The following is a 13,253-nucleotide window of genomic DNA, read 5'->3' on the forward strand; positions in this document are numbered from 1 at the left end:
TAATTATCAATAGAATTTTCCAAAAATAGCGTTTGAATAATATGCTAAGCAACTAAATTTATAATAACTTTACATTACTATTCATAAGACCACTCCAATAAAAATTCTTGATTGTTGCAATGCCGCAATGACGCGAATCCACCACACGCCAGTTGCATTCCTCCGCAATCTCTTAAGATCCGCCAAAAAATGTTTCCGTTTAATTGCAATTGAGAAAAAAGTTTTGCAATTATTTCTAAAGGTTCTATGGCATATGCCATCCATGGATCCGCTTGCCGTGGGCAAGGCTTCTGGCGTCTTGAACAATCGAGGAGAAATGCATGAATAAGTCGTACCGCAGCATCTGGAATGAGGCATTGGGCGCCTGGGTGGCGGCCTCGGAACTCGCGTCGACCCGGGGCAAGAAGGGTTCTTCGCGCGCCCTGGCGAGCGGCCCGGATGCCGAGGCATCACGGCCGGCGGACACCTCGAGAGTCCACGCCAAGTTCGCCAGGATCGTGGCCGCACTGGTGGCGATGGGCGGGATGGGTTGGGCCTCGTCGGTCCAGGCGCAGGTGAACTGCACTGCGGCGCCTTACAACTTCTACAGCGGCAGTGCGACGTGCGCGGGTGTTGAGTCCCAAGCGACCTTCGGCGGAGCCACTGCCATCGGTTTCAGGGCCACCAGTTCGGGGCTGAATGCCATTACTCTCGGCTATCAGGCCCTTGCCTCGGCGACGAATGCCCTTTACCTGGGTGCGCGCACCGCCCCCGGCACAGGCGCACTGGCGGAAAGCACCATCGCCATCGGCACGGATGTGACGGCCAGTTCTAACGCGGCCATCGCCATCGGCGTCCAGGCCAAATCCACCGCGCTCTTCGCCACGGCGATCGGCGTCAGAGCAACCGCCACCGGACAGGCAGCGGTCGCCCTCGGTGAGGACACGAACGCCCAGTCTGCGAACAGTGTTGCCATTGGTTTGGAAGCCGCCACGTCAGGTTCGACCGGTGCGGTTGCGATCGGCGCCCGCTCGAACTCGAGTGGCATCAACGCGACAGCGATCGGGGTCCAAGCAACCGCCACGAACACCAATGCCTTCGCCGCCGGCACGAGCGCGGCCGCGACCGCGGTGCGCAGCGTCGCCGTTGGGGCCGGGGCGACAGCAAGCGACGATGCAGCCGTCGCCCTCGGGAACGCCGCCCAGGCGCTTGGAAACAGTTCACTTGCACTCGGTGTGCAAGCGGTCGCTGTCGGGGCCAGCACGGTGGCGGTCGGCCAGGGTGCCGGCGCGGGCTCGACGGTCGCCAATACGGGTTCGGCCGCCGTTGGCATTGCCGCCGGCACGCTGGTCAGCGGCGCGCTGAACACCGCCATGGGGGGAGGCATTGCGAGCGTGATGCGGGGCGCGGGCTCGGGCGTCACGGGATCGCGCAACGTCGCCTTCGGCTCGGGCGACGGCACGGTCGCCTACGACGCCACGCTGGACGCTTCGGCAGGCAATCTGGTCAGCGGCAGCGACAACATCGCCATCGGCACCAACGCAGGTATCGGCGTCGCGGGCAATGCAACCACGTCGATCGGCCTGAACGCGAATGCGAGCGCGGACAACGCGATCGCCCTCGGTTCGCAGGCAAAGGCATCCGCACCAAATACCGTCGCGCAAGGCACCGGCACCAGTGCCAGCGGCGTGAACGGCATCGCGATCGGCTTCCAGGCGGTCGCATCCAAGACCAACTCCATCAACCTTGGCGCGCGCACGGCTCCGGGAGCGGGCGCCCTGGGGGAAAGCGCCATCGCCATCGGCACGGATGTGACGGCCTCGCAAGATCGCGCCATCGCACTGGGGATCGGAAGCCGGGCCACCGGCCTGGATGCGCTGGCGACTGGTACCCGGACCCTGGCGGCGGCCGACAACGCCACCGCGCTCGGCTCGGGCGGGACCACCGCTGCGACCGCCGTGCGCGCCACCGGCGTTGGCTCGCTCGCCATCGGCGGCAATGCCACCCTGGGTGCTCTTGCATCGGGCGCCAATGCCATCGCCATCGGCGGTGAATCCGTCGCCGATGCCGATGACGCAGTCGCCATCGGCCGGGCCTCCAGGGCCACCGGCGGCCGCGCAGTCGCCATCGGTTCGGGCAACGTCGCCAACGGCGACGGTGCCGTGGCGATCGGCGACCCCAACACCGCGACCGGCAACGGCGCGATCGCTTCGGGCCTGGACAACACCGCCACGGGCAATGGTTCGGTGGCGATGGGCAACACCAACATGGTCGGCGGCGGCGGCCAGGCGGTGAGCACGCCCGGCACGGCGGCCCAGGGCGCGGTCGGCATCGGCTACCGGAACACCGTGGTCGGCCAGGGCAGCGTGGCGATCGGCAGCACCAGCAGCGCACTGGCCGCGGGCGCAGTGGCGTTCGGCGACACGGCGGTGGCCAACAACGCGGACGACGTGGCGCTGGGCTCGGGCTCGGTGACGGCTGCTGCGGTTGGCACGGCCAGCGCCGTGATCGGCGGCACCACCTACAACTTTGCCGGCACCACGCCATTGAGCACGGTCAGCGTCGGCGCAGCGGGTGCCGAGCGCACCATCACCAATGTGGCGGCGGGCCGGATCTCTGCAACCTCGACCGATGCCATCAACGGCTCGCAGCTCTACGCCACCAACCAGGCGGTGCAGGCGATCGCGGCCAGCACGCCCACGCACTACTACAGCGTCAACGACGGCGGCGTGCAGCAGGGGAACTACACCAATAACGGTGCGACCGGCGCCAATGCGCTGGCGGCTGGCGTGGGCACCCTGGCAGCGGGCACACAAGCCACCGCCGTTGGCCCATTGGCAAGTGCCTCCGGAAAGTCCTCGATCTCGGTGGGTCTCCAATCCGAGTCGAGCAACGTCAGCACCATCGCGGTCGGCAACCGGTCCAACGCCTCCGGCTCCAACGCCACCGCGATCGGGTCGGTATCCAATGCCTCCGGCGACAACGCCATTGCATTCGGGTCGAGCACCATTGCGTCGGCCGCGAATGCCACCGCCGTGGGCAACCGGGCCACCGCGAGCGCCGCCAACGCCCTCGCGCTCGGCGTCGGCGCCACGGCCGCCCAGGCCGACGACGTGGCACTGGGTTCGGGATCGGTGACGGCCGCTGCAGTCGGCACGGCCAGCACCGTGATCAACGGCACGACCTACAACTTCCAGGGCACCACGCCGACTTCGACGGTGAGCGTCGGCGCTCCGGGCGCCGAGCGCACCATCACCAACGTGGCGGCCGGCCGGATCTCCGGCACCTCGACCGACGCGATCAATGGCTCGCAGCTGTTCGCCACCAACTCGGCGATCGATGCCGTGGCCGTCACCGCCGGCAAGGGCTGGAACGTGACCACGGGCCAGACCGGCACCGGCACCGCCACGGGCACCAGCCTGCAGAACATCGCCCCGGGCGGCACCGCCACCTACACGGCGGGCAACAACATCGCCATCACGCAGAACGGCGCGGAGGTGCAGATCGCCACCAGCGCGACGCCCAGCTTCACCAGCGTGACCACGGGCGGCACGGTGATGAACAACAACGGCCTCACGATCACGGGCGGCCCGAGCGTGACGATCAACGGCATCGACGCCGGCAACACGGTCATCACCAACGTGGCGCCCGGCGTGGCCCCCACCGATGCGGTGAACGTGGACCAGCTGACCGACACGGTGGCGGCCAGCAAGACCAAGTACTACAGCGTGAACGACAACGGCGTGGCCGGGGGCAACGTCAACAACGACGGGGCGCAGGGCATCAACTCCATTGCCGCAGGCGTGGGCGCCAGCACCACCGCGGCGGCCACCGGCAGCGTGGCCATGGGCACCAACGCCGCGGTCAGCACGGTCAATGGCGTGGCGCTGGGCTCCGGTGCGGCAGCAAGCGCCAATGCGGGCGACGTGGCGCTGGGCTCGGGTTCCGTGACGGCCACTGTGGTCGGCACGGCCAGCACCGTGATCAATGGCACGACCTACAAGTTCCAGGGCACCACGCCGGCTTCGACGGTGAGTGTCGGCGCTCCGGGCGCCGAGCGCACCGTCACCAACGTGGCGGCCGGCCGGATCTCCGGCACCTCGACCGACGCGATCAACGGCTCGCAGCTGTTCGCCACCAACTCGGCGATCGATGCCGTGGCCGTTACCGCCGGCAAGGGCTGGAACGTGACCACGGGCCAGACCGGCACCGGTACTGCCACAGGCACCAGCCTGCAGAACATCGCCCCGGGCGGCACCGCCACCTACACGGCGGGCAACAACATCGCCATCACGCAGAACGGCGCCGAGGTGCAGATCGCCACCAGCGCAACGCCCAGCTTCACCAGCGTGACCACGGGCGGCACGGTGATGAACAACAACGGCCTCACGATCACGGGCGGCCCGAGCGTGACGATCAACGGCATCGACGCCGGCAACACGGTCATCACCAACGTGGCGCCCGGCGTGGCGCCCACCGATGCGGTGAATGTGGACCAGTTGAACGACACGGTGACGGCCAACAGGACCAAGTACTACAGCGTCAACTCCGCCGGCGGCGGCAACGAGGACAACCTCGGCGCGACGGGTGCCGATGCGATCGCCTCGGGCAAGAACGCGACGGCCGCGGGAACCGCTGCAGTGGCCATCGGCCTGGGTGCGACGGCGGCGAACGCCAACAGCGTGGCACTGGGCTCGGGCTCGGTGACGGCCGCTGCAGTCGGCACGGCCAGCACCGTGATCAACGGCACGACCTACAACTTCCAGGGCACCACGCCGACGAGCACCGTGAGCGTGGGCAGCGTGGGCAACGAGCGCACCATCACCAACGTGGCAGCCGGCCGCATCTCCCAGACCTCGACCGATGCCATCAACGGCTCGCAGCTGTTCGCCACCAACTCGGCGATCGATGCCGTGGCCGTCACCGCCGGCAAGGGCTGGAACGTGACCACGGCGCAGACGGGCACCGGTACCGCCACGGGCACCAGCGTGCAGACCATCGCCCCGGGCGGCACTGCCACCTACACGGCGGGCGACAACATCGCCATCACGCAGAACGGTGCCGAGGTGCAGATCGCCACCAGCGCGACGCCCAGCTTCACCAGCGTGACCACCGGCGGCACGGTGATGAACAACAACGGCCTCACGATCGCGGGCGGCCCGAGCGTGACGCTCACCGGCATCAACGCCGGCAACACGGTCATCACCAACGTGGCACCCGGCGTGGCGCCCACCGATGCGGTGAACGTGAGCCAGCTGACCACCCAGGTGGACGCGGCCAAGACCCGCTACTACAGCGTGAACGACAACGGCACCAAGCAGGGGAACTATGCGAACGACGGCGCCACGGGCATCAACGCGCTGGCCGCCGGCGTGAACGCCTTGGCGGCCGGTGCCAGCGGCGTTGCCATGGGCAACGGCTCGCGCGCCAGCGCCGCGGACACCGTGGCGATCGGCAGCGGCGCGACGGCCGATTCGGCAGAGGCCGTCGCCATCGGCAAGGGAGCGACGGCCACGGGCGGCAAGTCGATCTCGATCGGTTCGGGCAACACGGCCTACGGCGACGGCGCCGTGGTGATCGGCGATCCGAGCTATGCGAGCGGCACCGGTGCCTTTACCGGCGGTGCCAACAACACCGCCAACAGCGACGGCACGGCCTCGGCCACCGCGGCCAACCAGGCCAACGGCGCGGTCGCGATCGGCAATGGCAACAAGGCGATCGGCCAGGGATCGGTGGCACTGGGCAATGGCTCCACCGCCGGTGCGGTTGGCAAGGCGGGCAACGTGGCCATCGGCAATGCCGCGTCGGCGACCGCCAGTGCGGGCGACGTGGCGCTGGGCTCGGGCGCGGTGACGGCCGCTGCAGTCGGCACGGCCAGCACCGTGATCAACGGCACGACCTACAACTTCCAGGGCACCACGCCGACGAGCACCGTGAGCGTGGGCAGCGTGGGCGCCGAGCGCACGATCACCAACGTGGCAGCCGGCCGCATCTCCGGCACCTCGACCGATGCGATCAACGGCTCGCAGCTGTTTGCCACCAACCAGTCGATCGAGGACCTGAGCACCACGGTCACGACCAACAAGACCAAGTACTACAGCGTCAACTCCACCGGCGGCACCAACGAAGACAACCTGGGCGCCACGGGGGCCGACGCCATCGCATCGGGCAAGAACGCGGCGGCGGCCGGCACCTCGGCCGTGGCCATCGGCCTCGGCGCCACGGCGTCGGACGCCAACAGCGTGGCGCTGGGTTCCGGCTCGACCACGGCCGCGGCCGTCGGCACGGCCAACGCGGTGATCGGCGGCACCACCTACAACTTCGCCGGCACCACGCCGACGAGCACGGTGAGCGTGGGCAGCGTGGGCAACGAGCGCACCATCACCAACGTGGCGGCGGGCCGGCTTTCCAACACCTCGACCGATGCCATCAACGGTTCGCAGCTCTATGCCACCAACCAGCAGGTGACGGCGAACACCACGCAGATCACCAACCTGGGCAACACGATCGGCGACATCAACAACGGCGGGGGCATCAAGTACTTCCACGCCAACTCGACGCTGCCCGATTCGCAGGCGCTGGGCACCGACTCGGTCGCGATCGGCCCGAACGCGGTCGCCACCAACGCGAACGACGTGGCACTGGGCGGCGGCTCCACCACGTTGGCGGCGGTGGGCACGGCCAGCACGGTGATCAACGGCACGACCTACAACTTCGCCGGCACCACGCCGGTGAGCACGGTGAGCGTGGGTGCGGCGGGCGCCGAGCGCACCATCACCAACGTGGCGGCGGGCCGAATCTCGGGCAGCTCGACCGATGCCATCAACGGCTCGCAGCTGTTCGCCACCAACCAGTCGATCGAGAACCTCAGCACCACGGTGACGGCCAACAAGATCAGGTACTACAGCGTCAACTCCACGGGTGGGGGCAACGAGGACAACCTGGGCGCCACGGGTGCCGACGCCATCGCCTCGGGCAAGGATGCGAGCGCAACGGTCGCCGGCGGGGTGGCCATCGGCTCGGGCGCGGTTTCCGACCGCTTCGTGGCGCCCTCCACCGGCAGCATTCCGGCGGGCAGCTCGCTGATCAGCTACAACACCACCGACCGCGCGCTGCTGGGCGCCCTGTCCCTGGGCAGCGCCACCAGCTACCGCCAGATCACCAACGTGGCCGACGGCACGCAGGCGCAGGACGCGGTCACGGTGCGGCAACTCTCGGGCGCGCTGATGTCCTTCGCGGTCACGCCGACGCTGTACTTCCATGCCAACTCGAGCGCGGCCGATTCGCTGGCCGTCGGCGCCGAGTCGGTGGCGGTGGGCCCGCAGACGGTGGTCAACGGCAACAACGGCATCGGCATCGGCAATGGCGCGGTGGTGCAGCAGACCGCGCCGGGCGGCGTGGCGATCGGCCAGGGCGCAATCTCGCACATGGCCGACTCCATTGCGCTGGGCACGCAGTCTTCCGCCGCGGCCGTGCAGGGCGTGGCGCTGGGCGCAGGCACCAGCGTGACGCAGGCCGGCGGCGTGGCACTGGGCGCGGGCTCGGTGGCCTCCACCGCCGCGGGCGTGGCCGGCTACGTGCCGTCCACGGCCACCGAGGCGCAGCGCATCGCCATCGGCGCCACCACCAGCACGCTGGCGGCGGTGTCGGTGGGCGATGCAGCCAACGGGCAGTTCCGCCAGATCACCGGCGTGGCCGCGGGCTCGGCCGACAGCGATGCGGTCAACGTCTCGCAGCTGCGCGGCGTGCAGGGCCAGGTGGCGGTGATCGACCAGTCGACCGTCAAGTACGACACCAACCCCGATGGCTCCATCAACTACAACAGCGTGTCGATGGGTGGCAGCAACGCGACCGGGCCGGTCACGGTGCACAACGTGGCGCCCGGCGTCGCGGGCACCGATGCGGTCAACGTGAACCAGCTCAACAGCGGCATCGCGGGGGCCAACGCCTACACCGATGCGCGCGTCAACGCCCTCGGCGGCGAGATCCGCAGCATTGCCAAGGACGCCAGCGCGGGCGCAGCCGGTGCGATGGCCATGGCCAACATGCCGCAGGCCTACATCCCGGGCAAGAGCATGGTGTCCGCGGGCGTGGCGGGCTTCGACGGCCAGGCCGCGCTTGCCATCGGCGTGTCGAAGCTCTCGGACAACGGCCGGTGGGTCGTGAAGTTCAGCGGCTCGGCCAACTCGCGCGGCAAGGTCGGCGTGGCGGCCGGTGCGGGCTTCCACTGGTAAGCCGGCGGCATCACAAGAGGAACAACATCATGACAACGCAAATCCATCGCTTCTCGGCCATTGCAGCGGGCGCCGCAGCACTGCTGCTGCTGCAGGGCTGCAGCTCCTACGTGAGCCGCGGCATCACTGACGACGGCAAGGCCACCGAAGTGATCTTCCCCAACATCGACAACGATGCATGGCTCAAGGAAGGCACCTTCCCCAACCTGGACAACCTGCGCGCCGTGGCGCCCGGCGTCACCAAGGACCAGCTGTACGACCTGCTCGGCCGTCCGCATTTCCGCGAAGGCATGGCGGGCCCGCGCGAGTGGGACTACATCTTCCACTTCCGCAAGCCTGGCGGCGGCGTGACCACCTGCCAGTACAAGGCGATCTTCGACAAGGACTACAAGGCGCAGACCTTCCACTGGCTGCCGGCCGGCTGCGGCGACGTGCTGGTGGTGCGTGCGCTGCCGGCGGCCGAACGGCCGGCCGCCGCGAGCCCGGCGGCACCGCGCCGGACCACGCTGGGTGCCGACGGCCTGTTCCGCTTCGACGGCCGGTCGCTGGCCGACCTGCTGCCGGAGGGGCGCCGCAAGCTCGATGCGCTGGCCGGCGATATCAAGGGGGCGGATGCCGTCAAGGTGACGGGCTACACCGACCAGCTCGGCAGCCAGGCCTACAACAGCGCCCTCTCGCTGGCGCGCGCCAACACGGTGCGCAACTACCTGGTTCAGGCCGGCGTGCCGGCGCAGAAGATACAGGTGCAAGGCAAGGGCGAGTCCGAGCCGAAGGTGCAGTGCACGCAAACCGCGCGCGCGGCCCTGATCGACTGCCTGGCACCGAACCGCCGCGTCGAGATCGAGGTCTTCGCGGAGCGCTGAGCAGCACCGCGCGGGTTCGCGCCTCAGGCAAGCACGATCGCCATGAACACGATGGCCGCCGCAGCAGCGACGAACGCGGCCACCATCAGCGCGCCGTCGTGCACGAGAAGCGCAAGCCCGAAGAGGGCAATGGCCGCCATCGGCGCCGTGCTCGCAAACGGCACGAACTCGAGCAGCGGCACCGTGCAGGCCAGAAGAATGCATGCCATCGCGGCCGCCCGAACGGCCGTGCCCCGCGTGAGCTTGCGAAGCCGGCCGTGGAACCAGCGGTCCAGGCGGCTGGCGAGCGGCCGCATCTTTTCAGAGGCGCGGCGGATCTTTGCGGATGGCACGGAACCGCGGGTCAGCATCCGCGGCAGCCAGCAGCATTCCAGGCCGAACATCATCTGGCCGGCGACCAGCGCCACCACCACGGCCATGGTGCTTGCAAAGCCCGGCACGCCGCCCAGGGGCGATATCTCCAGCAGGGGTGGAAGCATCAGCACGGGACCATAGCTTCGGCTGCCGAAGGCCCGGACCAGTGCGCCACCATTCACGCGGGGGCCCTGTGCCGCAAGTTCCTCGAGCCGCTCCAGGATGTCCGAGACGCTGTGGATTTCGCTGGTGGGACTCATGGCAGCTCCTTCCGCAGAGGACACTCGGGAGCCGGCGCCGGGATCGGCGGCAAGAATGACTGCACGTCTTGCGGCAGCGGCGCCCCTTTCAGCTCCGAGGCCGGGAAGGCCATCCTATTTTTTTCGTGATGGCAGCGATGTAGGGCGGGGCTCATATCGGCGTAGGCGCGCCTTTGTTTTCAGCGGGCATCACTTTTGCTGGACAGTTGGACCATGCACACCGGCCCGCTCCACGAACAGGCGGTGCAGCTGACTCCCGAGGCTGCACGCATTGCCGCGCTGCTCCTCGTCGACGACGACAACATCCCGCCGGCCCTTCGGCGTTCCCTGTGCATCGCCCTGTCGGACTGCGCAGCGCCCGAAGGCGATGCACCTGCGCTTCTGGCGGCTGGCGACCCGGATGCGGCGTCGGCGCAGCGCTTCGTGGCGGACTGCCTGGAAGTGATCCGGGGCCTGGCCGCCAGCGGCGGGCGACGCGAAGGGCGGGGCCCGGCATGATCGTGGTCTTCTGGCTCGAAGAAGTCAGCGAGGGCGCCATCGTGTCCCGGCACCAGGCCTTCGAAGCGACGGAACTCGCTGCGGCATTGGCATGCGCAGAGCGGTTGCGCAGCCTGCGCCGGGAAGGGCGAGGCATCAGCCATGTGTGCATCCAGTCCGAGCTTCCGGAATCCGTCGGCGCGGCCGGCGTGGCGGACCCGGGCCGCGACTACAGCCACTACAAGAGGAGGATCGATCCCTCCATCGTTCTGGGCCGGCCCAGGCTCGGCGTACCGCCGGTGCCCTCTCCCGGGTAGCCACGGACCCCGTGTCGCGCACCGGCCACTCACCATTTTGTGGGAGTGCTGCCCAACACCCGCCCCCACACAATGAACTTGAAACGCCCTCCAGCGGCGGCTGTGGTTGCGCCTGCTCCTTTTTCGGGCCCGTCCATCCCCGACATTGCGCGAGCCGCCAGAGGTCGAACACCAAATGTGTCTGATTGTGATTCGGAACACATCCACGACTCGAAACCCGATGCCAAGCCGCATGTTGCTCCGTAGCATTCCCTGAACACCGCTCACGAGCGGATCAAAAAAATGGTTCAACGATTCAGGGTCATGCCAAATGCAGAGAAAGTGGTGTCACGCAGGCGATGGAACGATCGCCCTGCCACGGATGGAAACCAGGCTCTTCGGGCCGCGGTGGCGCGCGGCCCTGGCGCACTTGCTGCCTGCGAAGCGTCGCAGTGGCACCGCCGCCACGGCGGCGAAGGAGCGAAACCGAAGCCCGCTGCCCGACAGGGTGTGCGCGCTCTTCTTCATCGCCAATTTCGCGCAGCTGGTCGATGCCGACGGGCCGGAGGTTGCCGCGGGCGTCAGCCGCGAGATCAGGCGCCGGATCCGCGCGAGCCTGCTGGCCTCGGCCGACACCGACCTGAGCTGCCTGCGCGACGACTGCTTCCTGCTGCGGATCCACGCCGCCTGCACGGTCGGCGGCTCCGCACCCGCGCAGCGCTCCGGCGGCGGGCAGCTCGAGGAGCTGCTGGCGAATCTCGGCCGCGAGCCGCTCAAGGTGCGCGGCATGACGGCACTGCCGCGGCTGCATGCGGACTGGATCGCGATGCGTGCGTCCAGGCGCATGGGCGCCGCGGAAATCGAACTGGCACTGTGGGCCGCGCAGGAGCGGCTCGCGCCGGATGTCGTGGTCGATTGCGTCGATCGCGTCTACGACGTGCATGTCGAGAAGAAAGCGGGAAGGCTCTGGTTGCGGGGCCGCGCCCTGCACGAGGCCGAAGAGCAAAGCCGCATCGAGGCGCTGTTCCGGCTGCTCCAGGCGGACTGCAAATGAGGTGGCCGACATAACCTTCGCCATGTACCTCCATCCCCTCATTGCCAGCGTGCCGCCCGCCGACCGGGCCGCCTTGATCCGCAGCAGCGAACTCCGGTCCTACCGGCGCAACGAGACGGTGCTTCTTGCGGACACCTGGACCGACCGCATCTACTGCGTAGCCAGCGGCCTGCTGCGAGCCGTCGATCGGGACGTCACGACCGACTTCATCCGCAGGGGCGATTTCTTCCTCGGCCCTTCATTGGGCGAGGACCGCTACCAGACCACGTCGACCCTGGTCGCGGCCCTGCCCTCGTCGGTCTACCTGATGCCGATCGGCGCCGTGCGCCGGCTGTGCTCGACCTACCCCGAGGTGACCATCGGCCTGCTCGAGGTCGCGATGAAGCGCATCACCATGATTCGCGGCCAGTTGCGCCGGATCTCGTCGCTGTCGGCCGAGAACCTGGTCGGCCGCGTGCTCCATGAACTGACCCAGCTGGCGCCTGCGGGCAGCGGCGGCTACGACAAGCGCATCACCCAGGCGGTCATCGCATCGTATTCGGGGCTCTCGCGCGAGGTGGTCAACAAGACCATGCGCGACCTGGAGAGCCGCGGCCTGGTCCGCCGCGACGAGAAAGGCATCCACATCCCGCCGAACTTCGCCTCGACGGATTTCGGCAGCCTGCTTCCGGATGCGCAGGACGCGCCCGCCGCAGAAGCCCATCCGATGTTCGACCCCGAGTTGTTCACCATGCCGGAAGACGCGGGCAACGCCGGACCGAAGGCCAGTTGATTTGCCGGGGCACCGCCGGTAGCCCCGATCAAGGAGCAGGCACCTGGGTCGCCTCTCCGCTCCTGAGCGACGTGATCGCGAAGCTGACCGCCCGTTTCGAAGCCAGTTGCGATTTTCCGCACCGGCTGCAGCAATAGAACCGCAGCCAGGGAAGGAGCTTCATCCACCAATGCCGATGGATGCGCTCCAGATGCGCGAGACCGCATGAACAGTTGAGGAAGAGACTGCTTGCAGGTGCGGCCGGATGCGCCGGCGCCGGCGAACGCGCCGGTTCTCGCGTTGCATGCTTCAGATGGCCGTGTTGCAGTTCGCGACTGTTGTTCATGCAAGCCATCGTGCCGGCATGGCGGCGTCTCGCGCGGCAGGCTGTGATCTTCCTCACCTGCTGCGGCAAAAAAAGAAAACTTCCCGGATTGAACGGGCCTCATGGCCGACCTGGCCGGGCAAGCCGCGTCGGTCCCGCGGCGGATGGCACTGGAACGGGAGACCCCAGCGAACCCGTCGTGTTCCTCGGCGCGAAGCCGTAGAAGCGCTCATTGAGATAGCGGGCGACCTCCATGATGTCCTCATCGTTCCATCCGAGCGAAGCCGCCTGCTGCCAGTGCCTCACCTGCGCATCGAGGCTGGCCCAGTCGTTGACCAGCTTTGCGCCGCGCCAGTGCATCTTCTCGCTGTGGCAGGCGATGCAGTTCATGTCGTAGAGCAGCTCGCCGCGGGACTGGGCCCGGGCCGGGCTGCCGTGCAGGAACACGAGGGCGAGGGCGATCGCTGCCAGCGTCCGGGCGCACTGCGCAAGGCAGCCATCCGCGGGAACGAGCAAGGGGCGCATCGGAGACTCCTCTGTCTATCTGTTCGACCGTCAGCGGCGAGACGCCATCTTCCGCTCCGCCGAAGATTGCCGCTTGATCCAGCGCAACCGAAGCCCGCGATCGGGTGCCTAGAGTGGATCGCACTGCTTCACCGA

The 13,253-nt window shown here is 68.2% G+C and carries 9 protein-coding genes; 6 read left to right on the forward strand and 3 right to left on the reverse strand.

All coding sequences use genetic code 11. The annotated features are described in order from the left end of the window. The first annotated feature begins 320 nt into the window (after nt 1–320). Nucleotides 321–8,213: an ESPR-type extended signal peptide-containing protein gene (locus RZE77_RS30660; RefSeq protein WP_319442453.1), complete on the forward strand. Its 7,893-nt coding sequence runs from the start codon at nt 321–323 to the stop codon at nt 8,211–8,213. Nucleotides 8,214–8,242: 29 nt separating this feature from the next. Next, the gene (locus RZE77_RS30665) at nt 8,243–9,076 is read left to right on the forward strand and encodes an OmpA family protein (protein WP_319442454.1); all 834 of its coding nucleotides are present in this window, start codon (nt 8,243–8,245) and stop codon (nt 9,074–9,076) included. Between the two features lie 23 nt (nt 9,077–9,099). Here the strand turns inward: RZE77_RS30665 and RZE77_RS30670 are convergent, their stop codons facing one another. Beyond that, nucleotides 9,100–9,690, reverse strand: coding sequence for an exopolysaccharide biosynthesis protein (locus RZE77_RS30670; RefSeq protein WP_319442455.1), 591 nt, complete (start codon nt 9,688–9,690; stop codon nt 9,100–9,102). A 213-nt stretch (nt 9,691–9,903) separates the two neighbouring features. Between RZE77_RS30670 and RZE77_RS30675 the strand changes: the two genes are divergently transcribed. The 4 genes from RZE77_RS30675 to RZE77_RS30690 all read left to right on the forward strand — a co-directional run bounded on the left by RZE77_RS30675 (nt 9,904) and on the right by RZE77_RS30690 (nt 12,289). Next, nucleotides 9,904–10,188, forward strand: coding sequence for a hypothetical protein (locus RZE77_RS30675; RefSeq protein ID WP_319442456.1), 285 nt, complete (start codon nt 9,904–9,906; stop codon nt 10,186–10,188). Next, nucleotides 10,185–10,484 carry a hypothetical protein gene (locus RZE77_RS30680; protein ID WP_319442457.1) on the forward strand — a complete coding sequence of 100 codons (300 nt, stop codon included), beginning with the start codon at nt 10,185–10,187 and terminating at the stop codon, nt 10,482–10,484. The genes RZE77_RS30675 and RZE77_RS30680 overlap by 4 nt, the downstream gene beginning before the upstream one ends. 310 nt (nt 10,485–10,794) lie before the next feature. After that, nucleotides 10,795–11,517 (forward strand): hypothetical protein, encoded by a 723-nt coding sequence (locus RZE77_RS30685; RefSeq protein ID WP_319442458.1) that lies wholly within the window; start codon nt 10,795–10,797, stop codon nt 11,515–11,517. Nucleotides 11,518–11,539: 22 nt separating this feature from the next. Continuing rightward, on the forward strand, nt 11,540–12,289 hold the full coding sequence (locus tag RZE77_RS30690; RefSeq protein ID WP_319442459.1) for a Crp/Fnr family transcriptional regulator: 750 nt from the start codon (nt 11,540–11,542) through the stop codon (nt 12,287–12,289). Nucleotides 12,290–12,317: 28 nt separating this feature from the next. On the opposite strand, the gene RZE77_RS30695 is transcribed toward RZE77_RS30690, so the two are convergent. Together RZE77_RS30695 and RZE77_RS30700 are read right to left on the reverse strand one after the other, a co-directional pair. After that, nucleotides 12,318–12,614 carry a hypothetical protein gene (locus tag RZE77_RS30695; RefSeq protein WP_319442460.1) on the reverse strand — a complete coding sequence of 99 codons (297 nt, stop codon included), beginning with the start codon at nt 12,612–12,614 and terminating at the stop codon, nt 12,318–12,320. Nucleotides 12,615–12,713: 99 nt separating this feature from the next. Further along, a complete protein-coding gene (locus RZE77_RS30700) occupies nt 12,714–13,118 on the reverse strand; it encodes a c-type cytochrome (RefSeq protein ID WP_319442461.1) in 405 nt (134 codons plus the stop codon). Nucleotides 13,119–13,253: the final 135 nt, after the last annotated feature.

The sequence above is a fragment of the Variovorax sp. SPNA7 genome (assembly GCF_033807855.1).
GTDB classification, from domain to species: Bacteria; Pseudomonadota; Gammaproteobacteria; order Burkholderiales; family Burkholderiaceae_C; genus Variovorax; species Variovorax beijingensis.

Coding starts and splice junctions, on each gene's coding strand:
- RZE77_RS30690 (WP_319442459.1), top strand. CDS start 11,540: ATGTACCTCCATCCCCTCATTGCCAGCGTGCCGCCCGCCGACCGGGCC.
- RZE77_RS30700 (WP_319442461.1), bottom strand. CDS start 13,118: ATGCGCCCCTTGCTCGTTCCCGCGGATGGCTGCCTTGCGCAGTGCGCC.
- RZE77_RS30675 (WP_319442456.1), top strand. CDS start 9,904: ATGCACACCGGCCCGCTCCACGAACAGGCGGTGCAGCTGACTCCCGAG.
- RZE77_RS30680 (WP_319442457.1), top strand. CDS start 10,185: ATGATCGTGGTCTTCTGGCTCGAAGAAGTCAGCGAGGGCGCCATCGTG.
- RZE77_RS30685 (WP_319442458.1), top strand. CDS start 10,795: ATGCAGAGAAAGTGGTGTCACGCAGGCGATGGAACGATCGCCCTGCCA.
- RZE77_RS30660 (WP_319442453.1), top strand. CDS start 321: ATGAATAAGTCGTACCGCAGCATCTGGAATGAGGCATTGGGCGCCTGG.
- RZE77_RS30695 (WP_319442460.1), bottom strand. CDS start 12,614: ATGAACAACAGTCGCGAACTGCAACACGGCCATCTGAAGCATGCAACG.
- RZE77_RS30670 (WP_319442455.1), bottom strand. CDS start 9,690: ATGAGTCCCACCAGCGAAATCCACAGCGTCTCGGACATCCTGGAGCGG.
- RZE77_RS30665 (WP_319442454.1), top strand. CDS start 8,243: ATGACAACGCAAATCCATCGCTTCTCGGCCATTGCAGCGGGCGCCGCA.